Annotated in this window: 14 protein-coding genes and 1 pseudogene; 7 read left to right on the top strand and 8 right to left on the bottom strand. The window is 58.8% G+C overall.

All coding sequences use genetic code 11. From position 1 onward, the window contains the following. The first annotated feature begins 120 nt into the window (after positions 1-120). Positions 121-2,217 carry a molybdopterin oxidoreductase family protein gene (locus HX873_RS12780; RefSeq protein ID WP_177036168.1) on the top strand — a complete coding sequence of 699 codons (2,097 nt, stop codon included), beginning with the start codon at positions 121-123 and terminating at the stop codon, positions 2,215-2,217. A 99-nt stretch (positions 2,218-2,316) separates the two neighbouring features. Further along, the gene (grxD, locus tag HX873_RS12775; RefSeq protein ID WP_003208710.1) at positions 2,317-2,655 is read left to right on the top strand and encodes a Grx4 family monothiol glutaredoxin; all 339 of its coding nucleotides are present in this window, start codon (positions 2,317-2,319) and stop codon (positions 2,653-2,655) included. A gap of 78 nt (positions 2,656-2,733) precedes the next feature. Here grxD and bfr read toward each other — a convergent pair whose 3' ends face one another. Both bfr and HX873_RS12765 read right to left on the bottom strand, forming a co-directional pair. After that, complete coding sequence (gene bfr / locus HX873_RS12770; RefSeq protein WP_008433502.1) at positions 2,734-3,204, bottom strand: bacterioferritin; 471 nt, start codon at positions 3,202-3,204, stop codon at positions 2,734-2,736. Positions 3,205-3,404: 200 nt separating this feature from the next. Next, complete coding sequence (locus HX873_RS12765) at positions 3,405-3,623, bottom strand: bacterioferritin-associated ferredoxin (protein WP_003208706.1); 219 nt, start codon at positions 3,621-3,623, stop codon at positions 3,405-3,407. A 237-nt stretch (positions 3,624-3,860) separates the two neighbouring features. Between HX873_RS12765 and HX873_RS12760 the strand changes: the two genes are divergently transcribed. Then, positions 3,861-4,463 (top strand): peroxiredoxin, encoded by a 603-nt coding sequence (locus HX873_RS12760; RefSeq protein ID WP_003172097.1) that lies wholly within the window; start codon positions 3,861-3,863, stop codon positions 4,461-4,463. Between the two features lie 64 nt (positions 4,464-4,527). Here HX873_RS12760 and rnt read toward each other — a convergent pair whose 3' ends face one another. Next, positions 4,528-5,205: a ribonuclease T gene (rnt, locus tag HX873_RS12755; RefSeq protein ID WP_003208704.1), complete on the bottom strand. Its 678-nt coding sequence runs from the start codon at positions 5,203-5,205 to the stop codon at positions 4,528-4,530. Then, the gene (gene pyrC, locus HX873_RS12750; protein ID WP_003208703.1) at positions 5,202-6,248 is read right to left on the bottom strand and encodes a dihydroorotase; all 1,047 of its coding nucleotides are present in this window, start codon (positions 6,246-6,248) and stop codon (positions 5,202-5,204) included. The genes rnt and pyrC overlap by 4 nt, the downstream gene beginning before the upstream one ends. A 156-nt stretch (positions 6,249-6,404) precedes the next feature. Here pyrC and HX873_RS12745 point away from each other — a divergent pair, with 156 nt between their 5' ends. The 3 genes from HX873_RS12745 to HX873_RS12735 all read left to right on the top strand — a co-directional run bounded on the left by HX873_RS12745 (position 6,405) and on the right by HX873_RS12735 (position 9,949). After that, positions 6,405-7,313 (top strand): OmpA family protein, encoded by a 909-nt coding sequence (locus tag HX873_RS12745; protein ID WP_087695280.1) that lies wholly within the window; start codon positions 6,405-6,407, stop codon positions 7,311-7,313. A 129-nt stretch (positions 7,314-7,442) separates the two neighbouring features. Then, positions 7,443-8,660 (top strand): argininosuccinate synthase, encoded by a 1,218-nt coding sequence (locus tag HX873_RS12740; protein ID WP_003208700.1) that lies wholly within the window; start codon positions 7,443-7,445, stop codon positions 8,658-8,660. 656 nt (positions 8,661-9,316) lie between these two features. Continuing rightward, positions 9,317-9,949, top strand: a complete 633-nt coding sequence (locus HX873_RS12735; RefSeq protein ID WP_003208698.1) for a response regulator transcription factor — start codon at positions 9,317-9,319, stop codon at positions 9,947-9,949. Between the two features lie 71 nt (positions 9,950-10,020). Here HX873_RS12735 and HX873_RS12730 read toward each other — a convergent pair whose 3' ends face one another. From HX873_RS12730 to metG, 4 genes and pseudogenes are all read right to left on the bottom strand, one after another. After that, a complete protein-coding gene (locus HX873_RS12730) occupies positions 10,021-10,206 on the bottom strand; it encodes a PA3496 family putative envelope integrity protein (protein ID WP_003208696.1) in 186 nt (61 codons plus the stop codon). 107 nt (positions 10,207-10,313) lie between these two features. Continuing rightward, entirely contained in the window at positions 10,314-10,952 is a 639-nt protein-coding gene (nth, locus tag HX873_RS12725) for an endonuclease III (protein ID WP_010170146.1), read from the bottom strand. Between the two features lie 150 nt (positions 10,953-11,102). Further along, a pseudogene (gene rsxB / locus HX873_RS12720) lies at positions 11,103-11,924 on the bottom strand (electron transport complex subunit RsxB); the annotation flags it as partial. 121 nt (positions 11,925-12,045) lie between these two features. Further along, on the bottom strand, positions 12,046-14,097 hold the full coding sequence (metG, locus tag HX873_RS12715) for a methionine--tRNA ligase (protein ID WP_003208690.1): 2,052 nt from the start codon (positions 14,095-14,097) through the stop codon (positions 12,046-12,048). 172 nt (positions 14,098-14,269) lie between these two features. Here metG and apbC point away from each other — a divergent pair, with 172 nt between their 5' ends. Then, a complete protein-coding gene (gene apbC / locus HX873_RS12710; protein WP_102369833.1) occupies positions 14,270-15,364 on the top strand; it encodes an iron-sulfur cluster carrier protein ApbC in 1,095 nt (364 codons plus the stop codon). Positions 15,365-15,772 lie beyond the last annotated feature (408 nt).

Raw genomic sequence — 15,772 nt, 5'->3', positions numbered from 1 at the left:
TTTCCTCATGGCCTGCCCTGATGCCCCTGGATTCACACGACGAACGTTGCTGGCGCTGCTGCCCCGGGCGGGCCATAGTTTTCGTCCGAAGCGCCTAGCCCACAATAAAAGAGACTGGCCATGACCAAGACTCTCCACCACCGTGCCTGCCATCTGTGCGAAGCCATCTGCGGCCTCACACTGGAGACCACCCAGGGCGAAGACGCAAGCCTGGCGATCACCTCGATCAAGGGCGACCCCCTGGATACGTTCAGCCGTGGCCATATCTGCCCCAAGGCCGTGGCCCTGCAAGACATCCAGAATGACCCGGACCGCCTGCACCAGCCCATGTTGCGAGTGGGCAGCGAATGGCAGCCGATCCCGTGGGAAGACGCCTTTGTACTTGTAGCCGAGCGCCTGGCCGCGATTCAGACGCGTCACGGGCAGAATGCTGTGGCGGTGTACCAGGGCAATCCGAGCGTGCACAACTATGGCCTGATGACCCACAGCAACTACTTCCTTGGCCAGCTGAAGACCCGCAATCGTTTTTCCGCCACCTCGGTGGACCAGTTACCCCACCACCTCACCAGCCACCTGATGTACGGCCACGGCCTGTTGCTGCCGATCCCGGACATCGACCATACCGATTTCATGCTGATCCTCGGCGGCAACCCGTTGGCGTCCAACGGCAGCATCATGACCGTGCCGGATGTGGAGAAACGCCTGAAGGCCATCCAGGCTCGCGGCGGCAAAGTCGTGGTGGTTGATCCGCGCCGCAGCGAGACGGCGGCGATGGCCGACCAGCATCTGTTCGTGCGCCCGGGCGGTGATGCGGCGTTGTTGTTCGGATTGCTCAATACACTGTTTGCCGAGAACCTGACCCGTGACAGTCACCTGCCGGTGGACGGCCTGGATGACGTGCGCCACGCCGTGGCCGGATTCACCGCCGAGGCCATGAGCCGTCAATGTGCGGTGCCCGCCGAGCAGATCCGCCAGTTGGCCCGGGACTTCGCTGCGGCCGACACAGCAGTGTGTTATGGCCGCATGGGCGTATCGACCCAGGCGTTTGGCACGCTGTGCCATTGGCTGGTGCAGTTGATCAACCTGGTGACCGGTAATCTGGATCGAGTCGGCGGGGCCTTGTGCACTACACCGGCCGTCGACCTGGTGGCCTCGACTTCCGGCGGGCATTTCAATCGCTGGCAAAGCCGGGTTTCCGGGCGACCCGAGTACGGGGGCGAGCTGCCGGTATCGGCACTGGCTGAAGAAATGCTCACTGAGGGTGAAGGGCAAATCCGCGCCCTGGTGACGGTGGCGGGCAATCCGGTGTTGTCCACGCCCAACGGCCGGCAACTGGAGCAGGCGCTGGATGGCCTGGAGTTCATGGTCAGCATCGACCTGTATATCAACGAGACCACGCGTTATGCCGACCTGATCCTGCCGTCCACCTCGGCCCTGGAAAACGATCACTACGACACCACCTTCAATATGTTCGCGGTGCGTAACGTCACCCGTTTCAACCGCGCCATCCTGCCGAAACCCGAGGGTGCGTTGCATGACTGGGAAATCTTCGTCGGCCTGGCCCGGGCGTTTGCCGAGAAGACGGGTAATACACTCAAACCGACGATGCCGCCTGCGCAGATGATCGACTTCGGGCTGCGAGCCGGGCCTTATGGCGACAGGTTGTCCATTGCCGCGCTGGCCGATCACCCTCATGGCCTGGACCTCGGGCCGCTGAAACCCAACCTCGCAGGCCGCCTGAAAACCGCTAATGGCCATCTGCAGGCTGCACCGTCGGTGATCCTTGCCGACCTGGCGCGCTTTGCCGCGCAGCCGGTGCCCGAGGTGAATGAGTTGCTGCTGATCGGCCGCCGGCATGTGCGCAGCAACAACTCCTGGATGCATAACTACCACCGGCTGGTGAAGGGCAAGCCTCGCCATCAACTGCTGATGCATCCGGATGACCTTGCCCATCGCCAGTTGACTGACGGGCAGCGGGTACGGGTCAGCTCGCGGATCGGCATGATCGAGGTGGAAGTGTTGGCCAGTCTCGACATGATGCCCGGCGTGGTCAGCCTGCCTCACGGTTGGGGCCACGGCCGCCCTGGCGTGCAGATGACCATCGCCAGCGGGCAGCCGGGGGCGAGCGCGAATGACCTGACGGATGAGCGGCAACTGGATGAGCTGTCGGGCAACGCAGCGCTGAACGGCGTGCCGGTGCAGGTGGCGGCGGCGTAAGGATTGTCTGTCGGGGAGTCCGAGCGTCACGCTGGGGTTTGCGTTACAATGCGCCACCGTGCCGACCCATGAGTCGGAAAGTTCCAGCCGAGGTGTTCCATGGATATCATCGAAACGATCAAAGAGCAGATTGCCAACAACACTATTCTGCTTTACATGAAGGGCGCCCCTAACGCTCCCCAGTGTGGCTTCTCCGCAAAGGCTTCCCAGGCAATCATGCAATGTGGCGAGAAGTTCGCCTACGTGGATATCCTGCAGAACCCGGAAATCCGCGCCAACCTGCCGAAGTACGCCAACTGGCCAACCTTCCCGCAGCTGTGGGTTGCCGGTGAGCTGGTCGGCGGTAGCGACATCATCACCGAAATGGCGGCTGATGGTTCGTTGCAGGCACTGATCAAAGACGCAGCGGCCAAAGCAGCTGCGAAGACCGAAGCCTGATTTGTTTTAGGCCGCGGCAATAAAAAGCCCCGCTTCTCGAAAGAGAGCGGGGCTTTTTAGTGGCCGGGAATTGAAGGGTTATTCACCCATCTGCGATTGCAGGTAATTCTCGATAGTCACTTTGTCGATCAGGCCGATTTGGGTTTCCAGCCAGTCGATGTGTTCTTCCTGGTCTTCAAGGATATCTTCCAGCAGTTCACGGCTGCCGAAGTCGCCCTTGGATTCGCAATGAGCAATGGCGGCCTTCAGGTCGGTGTGGCTCTTGCGCTCGAAGTTCAGGTCGCAGTTGATCATCTCCTGGGTGTGCTCGCCGATGTTCAGCTTGCCCAGGTCCTGCACGTTCGGCAGGCCTTCCAGGAACAGGATGCGCTTGATCAGCGCGTCAGCGTCCTTCATGGCCTTGATGGATTCTTTGTATTCACGCTTGCCCAGCTTTTCCAGGCCCCAATCGTCATACATGCGCGCATGCAGGAAGTACTGATTGATCGCGACCAGTTCATTGGCAAGGATTTTGTTGAGTTGCTGGATGACTGTGATGTCGCCTTTCATGATTGGGGTCCTGCCCTGTATTAGCTGTATATAAGGCGGAGTTTGAGCTGCGCATTTACTACTGTCAAACCTAAGTTATTGAATAATAAATGAAAATTAATCGGAATAAGAATGTTTGTGTTCCGCGTCTTGGCGCTAACTGTTTGAATTTCGGGCATAAAAAAACCGGACACTAAGTCCGGTTCTTTAAAACACGCTGATTAAGCGTGTGTAAATTCTGCTGAGTAGGGGATCGCAGCCTGGGCAGTTTGCAGCTGCGTCAGGGTTTCCCGTACCACTTGCTTGGCGAGGCAGGCGCATTTGCCGCATTGGCTGGCAACGCCGGTGGTTTCACGTACTTCCTTGTAGCTGCAGCAACCTTCGTAGATTGCTTCGCGGATTTGTCCGTCGGTGACGCCAGTGCAAAGGCAGACATACATAAGGGAGAACCATCGCGGTTTAAGGCTTAAGTGCGACGGATCTTAATGTTAACGAGAATGATTGTCAAAGTAGTTTCTCAAGCCTTGGTGTTTGCACGCGGCTTCACTGACGAACGGCTTTTTTCCGGTATGATGGTCGGTCTTCACGAAGCGTGATCACGTCACAGGCCTGTCGTTTAGCTGCGGCACACTGGGACGGATCCTTTTACTTCAGTCACCACCATCAGGAGATACCCAATGAGCGTACTCGTCGGCAAACAAGCCCCGGATTTCGACGTACCCGCCGTCCTCGGCAATGGCGAAATCGTAGACAGCTTCAAACTGTCTGAAGCCATCAAAGGCAAATACGGCCTGGTGTTCTTCTACCCGCTGGACTTCACCTTCGTCTGCCCATCGGAGCTGATCGCTCTGGATCACCGCATGGACGATTTCAAGGCGCGTAACGTTGAAGTGGTAGCCGTTTCCATCGACTCCCATTTCACCCACAACGCCTGGCGCAACACCGCCATCAATGATGGCGGCATCGGCAAAGTCAAATACACCATGGCTGCCGACATGAAGCACGACATCGCCAAGGCCTACGACGTTGAGTCCGAAGGCGGCGTGGCTTTCCGTGGCGCGTTCCTGATCGACGACAAGGGCGTTGTGCGCTCGCAGATCATCAACGACCTGCCGCTGGGCCGTAACATGGAAGAGCTGATCCGCCTGGTCGACGCTCTGCAATTCCACGAAGAGCACGGTGAAGTTTGCCCTGCCAACTGGAAAAAAGGCGACAAAGGCATGAACGCTTCGCCAGAAGGCGTTGCGGCTTACCTGACCGAGAACGCTGGCAAGCTGTAAGCCACGTTCGAAGCAAAAAAAACCGGCCTGAGAGGGCCGGTTTTTTTATGCGCGGGATTTGGCTTCAGTCGCCGAAGTCTTCCCAGCCGCCCATCTGTTTCCAACGGTTGACGATGCCGCAGAACAGCTCGGCGGTCTTCTCGGTGTCGTAGCGGGCCGAGTGGGCCTCACGACCGTCGAAGTCGATACCGGCAGCCTGGCAGGCCTTCGCCAGCACGGTCTGGCCATAGGCCAAACCGGCCAGGGTCGCAGTGTCGAAGCTGGAGAACGGGTGAAACGGGTTGCGCTTCATGTCCAGGCGCGCCACGGCGGCATTGAGGAAGCCCAGGTCGAAGCTGCTGTTGTGGCCCACCAGGATCGCGCGTTTGCAGCCATTGGCCTTCAGGGCCTTGCGTACGCCACGGAAGATGTCGGTCAGCGCCGCTTCTTCACTGACGGCCATGCGCAGTGGGTGATCAAGCTTGATCCCGGTGAATTCCAGGGCCGCCGCTTCGATGTTGGCGCCTTCGAACGGCTCGACGCGGAAGAAGTGGGTGTGTTCCGGGAACACGAAACCCTGTTCATCCATGCCGATGGTCGTGGCGGCGATTTCCAGCAACGCGTCAGTGGCGCAATTGAAGCCGCCGGTTTCTACGTCGATGACAACGGGCAGGTAGCCACGGAAACGCTCGGCCATCGGGTGACGGGAACCGCCACCACCGCCACCGTGTTCCTGGTCGTCGTCGTAATGGTCTTCACTCACGGGTGTTCCTCCAGCAGGCGCCAGCGCAGTGTTTCACCGGCGCGCAGCGGGATAACGGTCAGCTCGCCAAACGGCAGGCTGGTGGGGGCGGTCCAGTCTTCACGGACCAGGGTAATGCGGTCGGTATTCGCCGGCAGGCCATAGAAACGTGGGCCGTTGAGGCTGGCGAACCCTTCAAGCTTGTCCAGCGCGTTGCGTTGTTCGAACGCTTCGGCATACAACTCGATTGCCGCATAGGCGGTATAGCAACCGGCACAACCACACGCGGCTTCCTTGGCGTGTTGGGCGTGAGGTGCAGAGTCGGTACCGAGGAAAAATTTCTCGCTGCCACTGGTGGCGGCATCGAGCAGCGCTACCTGGTGCGTGTTGCGCTTGAGAATCGGCAGGCAATAGAAGTGCGGCCGAATCCCGCCCACCAGCATGTGGTTGCGGTTGTACAGCAGGTGATGCGCGGTGATGGTCGCGCCGACGTTGGCCGAAGCCTCGGTGACGAACTGCACGGCATCGGCGGTGGTGATGTGCTCGAACACCACCTTGAGGGTCGGGAACAGTTCGACAACTCGGCGCATGTGCTCGTCGATGAAGATCTTTTCACGATCGAACACATCGACATCGCCACGGGTGACTTCACCGTGGATCAGCAACGGCATGCCCACTTCGGCCATGGCTTCGATGGCCGGCAGGATCTTGTCGATACTGGTGACGCCGGAATCGGAGTTGGTGGTCGCGCCGGCCGGGTACAGCTTGGCGGCGTGCACGAAACCACTGGCCTTGGCCTGGCGGATTTCTTCGGGCTGGGTGCGGTCGGTCAGGTACAGCACCATCAACGGTTCGAAGCGGCTGCCGGCCGGTCGTGCAGCGAGAATGCGCTGGCGATAGGCGTCGGCTTCCGCGGCGTTACGCACCGGAGGTACCAGGTTAGGCATGATGATGGCGCGGCCAAACGTGCGCGCTACATCGGCCACGGTTTGGGGCAACGCAGCACCATCGCGAAGATGAATATGCCAGTCGTCGGGACGCAGCAGGGTCAGGCGGTCGGACATTGGGGATTCCAGGCGGGTCAATCTGGTGGGAATGCTACCGGAAAAGACTCTTGCAGGCACTCGCTATCAAGTTTTGCAGGATGCGACCGATATCCCTGGGTATGCCTTAACGATGTATGACGCCTTGATGTGTTGTAGAAACCAGTGGAGCCTCCCGTGCGCCAGCATTATTTAGCCCTGCTCAGTGTGTTCGCCAGCCTGCCCGCGATGGCCCTCACGTTCCAGACTCGTCTGGAGAATATTGAGTGGAAAGTGGAGGGCGATAAATTCGAGTGCCGCTTGACCCAGCCGATCACCGATTTCGGCTCGGGCGAGTTCGTGCGCCGGGCCGGCGAGCAGGCGACGTTTCGCCTGAAAGCCTTTAACGGCTCGTTGGGTGCCGGTTCCGCAACCCTGTTGGCGGCGGCTGCGCCGTGGCAGCCAGGGCGTGGCGATATCAACCTGGGGGCGGTGCGTGTCGGCAGTGGCGATGTGCTGTTCAACAGCTCCCAGGCCCAGGCCGGGCGTTTGTTTACCGGCCTGCTCGAAGGGCGCAGCCCGACGGTGCGCCACTATAGCCGCGACGGCGGTTACTCCGAGATCCGCCTGCTGCCGGCGAAATTCAGCAAGGCCTACAACGACTATCAACTCTGCACCACCAAGCTGCTGCCGATGAATTTCGAGCAGGTCAAACAGACCGAGGTGGGCTTCCCGGGTGGCGGCATCGAACTGGACGCGGCGGCCAGGAAAAAGCTCTCGGTGATTCTCGAATTCATGAAAGCCGACCCGACGGTTAACCACGTCGAGTTGAATGGCCACTCCGACAACAGCGGCAATCGCCTGACCAATCGCGACGTTTCGCGGCGTCGTGCATTGGCGGTAATGGACTACTTCAAGGCCAATGGCATCCAGGAATCTCAGATTACCCTGCGCTTTCATGGCGAAAGCTATCCGCTGGCGCCGAACACCAACGCGGCCAACCGGGCGAAAAACCGCCGGGTGAATATTCAGCTCGAACGGGTGGCAGCCCCCGAGAAACCGGCGCCCCAGGCCAAGGCGCCAGGCAACGCCGCCGCCACCTCATAAGGTGCGGCGTTTCGTCGCCCGCTCGACATAATCTGTCGCTTTATCTTCATTTGCTGTCGCGCCTCTGTAATTTCACGGTTTTGGTCGGTAGAATCGACGCCTTTCCGTACAACCCCGTGGAGTGATGGCATGGCCGACGTAAACAAGGTCGTTCTCGCGTATTCCGGCGGCCTGGACACTTCGGTGATCCTCAAGTGGCTGCAGGATACTTATAACTGTGAAGTGGTGACCTTCACCGCTGACCTGGGTCAGGGCGAAGAGGTCGAACCTGCACGTGCCAAGGCGCAAGCCATGGGCGTGAAAGAGATCTACATTGACGACCTGCGCGAAGAGTTCGTCCGCGATTTCGTTTTCCCGATGTTTCGCGCCAACACTGTCTACGAAGGCGAGTACCTGCTGGGTACTTCCATCGCACGTCCGCTGATCGCCAAGCGCCTGATCGAAATCGCCAACGAAACCGGCGCCGACGCCATTTCCCATGGCGCCACCGGCAAGGGCAACGACCAGGTGCGTTTCGAACTGGGCGCCTACGCCTTGAAGCCAGGCGTAAAAGTGATTGCTCCGTGGCGTGAATGGGACCTGTTGTCCCGTGAAAAGCTGATGGACTACGCTGAAAAGCACGCGATCCCGATCGAGCGTCACGGCAAGAAGAAGTCCCCGTACTCGATGGACGCCAACTTGCTGCACATCTCCTATGAAGGCGGCGTGCTGGAAGACACCTGGACCGAGCACGAAGAAGACATGTGGAAATGGACCGTCTCCCCGGAGAACGCTCCTGACAAGGCCCAGTACCTGGAACTGACCTACCGCAACGGCGACATCGTCGCGCTGGACGGCGTCGAAATGACCCCGGCCACCGTACTGGCGACCTTGAACCGTATCGGTGGCGAACACGGTATCGGCCGCCTCGACATCGTCGAGAACCGTTACGTGGGCATGAAGTCCCGTGGTTGCTACGAAACCCCGGGCGGCACCATCATGCTGCGCGCTCACCGCGCCATTGAGTCCATCACCCTGGACCGTGAAGTGGCTCACCTCAAAGACGAGTTGATGCCCAAGTACGCCAGCCTGATCTACACCGGCTACTGGTGGAGCCCGGAGCGTCTGATGCTGCAACAGATGATCGACGCTTCCCAGGTCCACGTGAACGGCGTTGTGCGCCTGAAGCTGTACAAGGGCAATGTGATCGTGACCGGTCGCAAGTCCGATGAGTCGTTGTTCGACGCCAACATCGCCACTTTTGAAGAAGATGGCGGCGCCTACAACCAGGCAGACGCGGCAGGCTTCATCAAGCTGAACGCGTTGCGCATGCGCATTGCGGCCAACAAAGGTCGCAAGTTGTTCTGAGTGTTGTAAGTTGCAATGAAAAATGGCCCCTCAAGGGGCCATTTTTTTTGGTTGAAAATACATCCGGAATCATCGGGCGCGCGCCTGTGTTTATTGTTCGCTTCGAAAAAGTTCAGGTACTCCAGGAGATGATCTGGAGTGTTTATATTTTTACGGGGGCAATGTTTATTAATTTCGCTCGATAAGTGATGCATTGTTGAAAGTGAGATTTTTTCTTGTAGGCAGGAACTATGTACTACAGAAAATTCACTCAGAAATGTACCGCGAATATGTCAGATGCTGACATGCCTGTAGGATTTATGGAGCGTTAGTAATTATGTCGAATGGAACTTTTAAAAACCCGGTTTCCCTCCGGGTTCACAGGTCTTCTGACAGCGCACAAGGGGCATTTCCTGAAACTTGTGTACGGCGCGTTTACCCGGACCCGCGTAATCCTGGGAATTTTCACTCAAAATATGTTTGTGCTCGGAAAGTTCTGAAAGCCCCAACAAAACTGAATAGCTCCGATCTGGCGTTTTTTTGTAGGTTAAATCCTATGTCTTTGTGGGTTAGGTCTCTGCTTGCTGTTGCTTGGGGGGGAGCGCTATGCCAAGCGAGAAACGACTAGGCTATTGTGCTTACTCTTAATAATTCGAACAGCGAAATTGGACTTGCCCATGAATAAAGTGCTGATCGTGGATGATCATCCCGTCATTCGTCTTGCTGTACGTATGCTAATGGAACGTCATAGTTATGAGGTCGTTGCCGAGACCGATAACGGTGTCGATGCCTTGCAACTTGCGCGCGAGCATATGCCGGACATTGTCATACTGGATATTGGAATTCCCAAACTCGATGGCCTGGAAGTTATATGCCGGCTGTCATCAACCAAACAGGCACATCCCTTCAAGGTGCTGGTGCTGACGTCCCAGGCGCCCGGGCATTTCTCGATGCGGTGCATGCAGGCGGGTGCTGCCGGCTACGTGTGCAAGCAACAGGATCTCACCGAGCTGTTGAGCGCGGTCAAGGCGGTGCTGTGCGGGTACAGCTACTTCCCCAACCAGGCGTTGAACTCGGTGCGCTCCACAATGGGTAACGCCAGCGAAGCGGACATGGTCGAGCGCCTGTCCGGACGGGAGATGATGGTGTTGCAGCAGTTGGCCCGCGGCAAGACCAATAAGGAGATCGCCGATGGCATGTTCCTGAGCAACAAGACTGTGAGCACCTACAAGACCCGCTTGCTGCTCAAGCTCAACGCACGCTCGCTGGTGGACTTGATCGAGCTGGCCCAGCGAAACGGTCTGGTGTAGGCCGGCCTCACATTTACATCCAGTCAGAAAAAAGCCTCCGCAAGGGAGCCTTCTGTTTATCGTTGGATCGATTAGAGATCGAAGTCGTAATCGGCCAACTGTTTTTGCAAGCGCCGCTCTTCCAGAAGGTTGTCGATGGTGCGGCGTTTGCTCAAATTGGTCTTGGCCACCTCTACCGGTGCTTCTGCTGCATCATCGTCGGATTCAGCGCCAACAACGTCGTCTTCTACATCCAGTTGTTCTTTGCCAGTGCTCATAAGGTTAACTCCAGGCTAAGACTGCCGTTGGCGCTCCTTATAACGATAATCTCGGGTCTGGTAAAAAAGATTTTTTCAATCGACCCATCGATAAAAGCAATGATGGCTCAATCGTCGGAAGTCTTTTCCTTGTATTCGCACAGGTCTTCGATGCGGCAGCTGCCACAGCGCGGCTTGCGGGCCTGGCAGACATAGCGTCCGTGAAGGATCAACCAGTGATGCGAGTCCAGCAGATACGGCTTGGGCACGAACTTCATCAGCTGTTTTTCCACCTCCACCACATTTTTTCCGCGGGCAATACCGGTTCGGTTGCTGACCCGAAAGATGTGCGTGTCCACCGCCATGGTCAATTGGCGAAATGCCGTATTGAGCACCACATTGGCGGTTTTTCGGCCAACACCCGGAAGGGCTTCCAGGGCTTCGCGCGTTTGCGGTACTTCGCTGCCGTGCAGTTCCACCAGCAGCCGGCATGTCTCGATGACATTCTTCGCCTTGCTGTTGTACAGGCCGATGGTCTTGATGTATTCGGACAAGCCCTCAACCCCCAGCGCGTAGATCGCCTCCGGGGTGTTCGCCACCGGATACAACTTGGCGGTGGCCTTGTTGACGCCGACGTCTGTGGACTGGGCCGAGAGAATCACGGCGATCAGCAACTCGAACGGCGAGGAGTAGGCCAGTTCGGTTTTCGGTTCCGGGTTGTCTTCGTGAAGCCGGCGGAAAATTTCCAGGCGTTTTGCGGCGTTCATGGGGCGAGCGGTTCCTTGCGGACAGTCAGTGTGGTTACGAAAAACGGGCCCAATAACCCAAGCAGGATAAACGCGGCGTGCACCGGCAGTACACGCTTCATCACGTGGGGCCGGTGCTCAAGGGGGTCAGGTGCGGGCATCAGCTACCACCAGTGCCGCAAGCGCCTGCTCTGCCGTTTCGAAGTGCTGTTGCAGAATGATCAACTGCGACTGCTGTTCAAAGGTCGGCGGGTGGCCGAAAGCTTTCAGGGATTTGTGCAATTGGGCGCGGCTCATGGCCAGGTTGATCTTGGCCTTCTTCAAGGCGGCGTCCATGGCCGCGGCTTTTTGTGCACGAACCCGCTCAATGGCCGCCTGGACCGGGTTGACCGTGGCCGCAGCTACCGGGGCGGCGCGCTTGGAGCGTGCCTGGCGTTCGGCAAGTTTCTGTTCCTCTTCGCGTTGCAGCCGCGCGTTGCGCTGTTCAAACCGTCGCCGGGCCCGGTCGCGCTTGAGGCTGCGTGCCTCGCGTTCATGATCATTGGAGGCCAGCCCGCCGACAATCGGTACCACGGTGCTCAACGGACGCATTTCGATGCAATCAACCGGGCAGGGTGCTACACACAGGTCGCAACCCGTGCACTCGTCGACAATCACCGTGTGCATCAATTTGGCAGCACCGACGATAGCGTCCACCGGGCAGGCCTGGATGCATTTGGTACAGCCGATGCACTCCGCTTCACGGATAAACGCGATCTGTGCGGGCGCTTCCCCTCGAGATGTGTCCAACTCCAGCACCGGGAGCTTCAACAGCTGCGCCAGGCCTGTAATGGTTTCCTGGCCGCCCGGAGGGCACTTGTTGATCGCCTCGCCTTGGGCAATGCCTTCTGCGTAGGGCTTGCAGCCAGGATGCCCACATTTGCCACACTGGGTTTGCGGCAGCAGGGCGTCGATACGTTGAATCAGGCTCATGGTTTGATCATTGCGTTGGAACCCGGAAAAGCCACAGCCAACAACGGGCCGACAGCAAACAGAATCCGATTATCCGGCAAGCGAGGAGGGGGTACTAGCTGAAACCGCCCCATGGCCGAGACCATGAGGCAGTTAGCCATTGTTACTTGATGCGCTGACCCGGCTTGGCGCCGCTGTCCGGGCTCAACAGGTAGATCTCTTCACCGCCAGGGCCGGCCGCCATCACCATGCCTTCGGAGATACCGAACTTCATTTTCCGCGGCTTGAGGTTGGCGATCATCATGGTCAGGCGACCATCGAGCTTGGATGGGTCCGGATAGGCGCTCTTGATCCCCGAGAACACGTTGCGTTGTTCATCACCGATGTCCAGGGTCAGGCGCAGCAGCTTGTCGGCGCCTTCCACGGCTTCGGCCTTGAGGATCAGGGCCACCCGCAAGTCCACCGCAGCGAAGGCGTCGAAGTCGATTTCCGGCGACAACGGATCTTTCGCCAGTTCGCCATTGCCCGCAGGTGCAGCGTCGCCGGTATCGGTCTTGCTGGCCTCGAGGTCTTCTTTCGATGCGTCGGTCATGGCCTGCACTTTTACCGGGTCGATACGGGTCATCAGCGGCTTGAACTCATTCAACTGATGGTTGCCGAGCAGTGTCGCGTGGTCATTCCAGGTCAGCGGCGGCACATTGAGGAACGCCTCGGCGTCGGCTGCCAGCAATGGCAATACCGGCTTGAGGAAGATCACCAACTGACGAAACAGGTTGACGCCCGTGGCGCAGATCGCCTGGACTTCAGCCTGCTTGCCTTCCTGCTTGTTCAGCGACCACGGCGCCTTGTCGGCGATCCAGGCGTTGGCGCGGTCGGCCAGGCCCATGATTTCGCGCATGGCCCGGGCAAAGTCGCGAGCTTCATAGGCATCGGCGATGCTCGGCGCGGCGGCCAGGAATGCATCGGTCAACTCAGGTGCGGCATTTTCAGCCACCAGCACCCCGGCGTTGCCCTTGTGGATAAACCCGGCGCAACGGCTGGCGATGTTGACGACCTTGCCCACCAGGTCCGAGTTGACCTTCTGTACGAAGTCTTCCAGGTTCAGGTCCAGGTCGTCGACACCACGGCCCAGCTTGGAGGCGTAGTAGTAGCGCAGGTATTCCGGCGACAGGTGGTCCAGGTAGGTGCGCGCCTTGATAAAGGTGCCACGGGACTTGGACATCTTCTGGCCGTTGACCGTCAGGTAACCGTGCACGGCAATGCCGGTTGGCTTGCGATAGCCCGAGCCTTCAAGCATTGCAGGCCAGAACAGCGCGTGGAAGTTGACGATGTCCTTGCCGATGAAGTGATACAGCTCGGCCGTGGAGTCCTTGTTCCAGAACGCGTCGAAGTCCAGCTCCGGCGTGCGGTCGCACAGGTTCTTGAAGCTGGCCATGTAGCCGATCGGCGCGTCCAGCCACACGTAGAAGTACTTGCCTGGCTCGCCCGGGATCTCAAAGCCGAAGTACGGCGCATCGCGGGAGATGTCCCACTGTTGCAGGCCGGCGTCCAGCCATTCGGCAATCTTGTTCGCCACGGCGTCCTGCAGGGTGCCGCTGCGGGTCCAGGTTTGCAGCATCTGCTGGAAATCCGGGAGCTTGAAGAAGAAGTGCTGGGAATCCTTGAGTACCGGGGTGGCGCCGGAGATGGCCGACTTCGGATCCTTCAGGTCGGTGGGCGCGTAAGTGGCGCCGCATTTCTCGCAGTTGTCGCCGTACTGGTCCTCAGTGCCGCATTTCGGGCAGGTGCCCTTGATGAAGCGGTCGGCCAGGAACATTTTCTTTTCCGGGTCGAAATACTGGGTGATCGAACGCGTGGCAATGTGCCCGGCGTCCTTGAGGCGCAGGTAGATCTGGCTCGACAGCTCGCGGTTTTCGTCGGAGTGGGTCGAGTGGAAGTTATCGAAATCCACCAGGAACTCGGCAAAGTCGGCGCTGTGTTCAGCCTGGACATTGGCGATCAGTTGTTCCGGGGTGATCCCTTCCTTCTCGGCGCGCAACATGATGGCCGAACCGTGGGCGTCGTCCGCGCAGACATAAATGCATTGATTGCCGCGATGCTTCTGGAAGCGCACCCACATATCGGTCTGGATGTACTCAAGCATATGGCCAAGGTGGATGGAACCATTGGCATAGGGCAGGGCGCTGGTGACGAGGATCTTGCGTGGCTCGGACATGGGGCTCGGCTACTTGATGAAACGGAGGTCGGCCACTATAAAGCGCCGGGAAATTTATTTCACCCCGTGCGGCTGTTTCCGGATTTTCCCACAGGCCGAAAGCGTGCCGCTGGGGCGCTGGAACGGTTAGGATAGCCGCCTGTTTTAGTCAGTCTTTTTTCGGGAGTAGCCCATGAGCGCCGTCAATCGCGCAGCGGTGGAAGCCGTTCTTCGCCAGTACACCGACCCCTACCTGAACCAGGACCCGGTCAGCGCCGGGTGCGTACGCGCCATCGACGTGCAGGGTGACAAGGTTTCGGTCCAGCTTGAGCTGGGCTACGCCGCAGGCCTGTTCAAGAGCGGCTGGGCGCAGATGCTGCAAATGGCCATCGAAGGCCTGGACGGCGTCAGCGCGGCCAGGGTCGACATCCAGTGCGTGATCGCCCCGCACAAGGCCCAGGCGCAGATTCCGGGCCTGGCCAACGTCAAGAACGTGGTGGCCGTGGCTTCCGGCAAGGGCGGCGTGGGCAAATCCACCACCGCCGCCAACCTGGCCCTGGCCCTGGCCCGGGAAGGCGCGCGGGTCGGGATTCTCGACGCCGACATCTATGGCCCGAGCCAGGGCGTGATGTTTGGCATCCCGGAAGGCACCCGGCCGAAGATCAAGGACCAGAAATGGTTCGTGCCGATCGAGTCCCATGGCGTGGAAGTCATGTCCATGGCGTTCCTGACCGACGACAACACACCGATGGTCTGGCGCGGCCCGATGGTATCCGGTGCGTTGCTGCAACTGGTCACCCAGACCGACTGGGGCAATCTGGACTACCTGGTGATCGATATGCCGCCCGGCACCGGCGATATCCAGCTGACCCTGGCGCAGAAAGTGCCGGTGGCCGGCGCGGTGATCGTCACCACACCGCAGGACCTGGCGCTGCTGGATGCCCGCAAGGGTGTGGAGATGTTCCGCAAGGTCAACATCCCGGTGCTGGGCGTCGTGGAAAACATGGCGGTGCACATCTGCTCCAACTGCGGCCACGCCGAGCATCTGTTCGGTGAAGGCGGCGGCGAGAAGCTCGCGACCCAGTACGGCGTTGAACTGCTGGCGTCATTGCCGCTGTCCATGGGGATTCGAGAGCAGGCTGATGGCGGCAAGCCGACGGTGGTTGCCGAGCCCGATGGCCAGATTGCCATGGTCTACCAGGAGCTGGCGCGCCACGTAGGCGCGCGAATCGTCCTGCAGGAAGCAGAGGCCCAGGCAATGCCGACGATTACTGTCAGCGACGACTGATCCACCGGATGGGAAAAAAGCCTCGACCTTGTCGGGGCTTTTTCTTGCCTGGTGAACACCAACGAGGCGTTTTTTACTCTTTTACGTAATTGCTGGTGTAAGCATTCACTTACTTTTTCGTAAGCGTTTGGGTTTTTTCATCGGCGGGGGCGTCTTGAATTGATTGCCTATATTTCTATCTTATTGAAATATAAAGATTATTTATTCGCGTTTGAGCGCGTGAATCGAAAACCCGGCGGGTTGGATCCCGTTGAACTTCCCCGTGAACTCTCTAAGATCAGCCCTGTGTCCACGGATTGACACAGTCATCAAGGAACGATGATTCAGGGAACCTCGCAGGATGCGATTCATCAGGACGATGAAAAGGAACACAGGGACTAGGGAAAAAATGTGGGCGGGTCATACCGC

It is taken from the genome of Pseudomonas sp. P7758 (genome assembly GCF_013386485.1).
Classification (GTDB): domain Bacteria; phylum Pseudomonadota; class Gammaproteobacteria; order Pseudomonadales; family Pseudomonadaceae; genus Aquipseudomonas.
The sequence above is the reverse complement of the archived record's forward strand: the minus strand, read 5'-3'. Positions and strand labels throughout refer to the sequence as shown.

Bases quoted from the DNA above. Each gene is read 5' to 3' on its own strand.
- nth (WP_010170146.1), bottom strand. From the start codon at position 10,952: ATGAACGCCGCAAAACGCCTGGAAATTTTCCGCCGGCTTCACGAAGAC.
- HX873_RS12740 (WP_003208700.1), top strand. From the start codon at position 7,443: ATGGCCGACGTAAACAAGGTCGTTCTCGCGTATTCCGGCGGCCTGGAC.
- apbC (WP_102369833.1), top strand. From the start codon at position 14,270: ATGAGCGCCGTCAATCGCGCAGCGGTGGAAGCCGTTCTTCGCCAGTAC.
- HX873_RS12730 (WP_003208696.1), bottom strand. From the start codon at position 10,206: ATGAGCACTGGCAAAGAACAACTGGATGTAGAAGACGACGTTGTTGGC.
- grxD (WP_003208710.1), top strand. From the start codon at position 2,317: ATGGATATCATCGAAACGATCAAAGAGCAGATTGCCAACAACACTATT.
- HX873_RS12760 (WP_003172097.1), top strand. From the start codon at position 3,861: ATGAGCGTACTCGTCGGCAAACAAGCCCCGGATTTCGACGTACCCGCC.
- HX873_RS12765 (WP_003208706.1), bottom strand. From the start codon at position 3,623: ATGTATGTCTGCCTTTGCACTGGCGTCACCGACGGACAAATCCGCGAA.
- pyrC (WP_003208703.1), bottom strand. From the start codon at position 6,248: ATGTCCGACCGCCTGACCCTGCTGCGTCCCGACGACTGGCATATTCAT.
- bfr (WP_008433502.1), bottom strand. From the start codon at position 3,204: ATGAAAGGCGACATCACAGTCATCCAGCAACTCAACAAAATCCTTGCC.
- HX873_RS12780 (WP_177036168.1), top strand. From the start codon at position 121: ATGACCAAGACTCTCCACCACCGTGCCTGCCATCTGTGCGAAGCCATC.
- HX873_RS12735 (WP_003208698.1), top strand. From the start codon at position 9,317: ATGAATAAAGTGCTGATCGTGGATGATCATCCCGTCATTCGTCTTGCT.
- metG (WP_003208690.1), bottom strand. From the start codon at position 14,097: ATGTCCGAGCCACGCAAGATCCTCGTCACCAGCGCCCTGCCCTATGCC.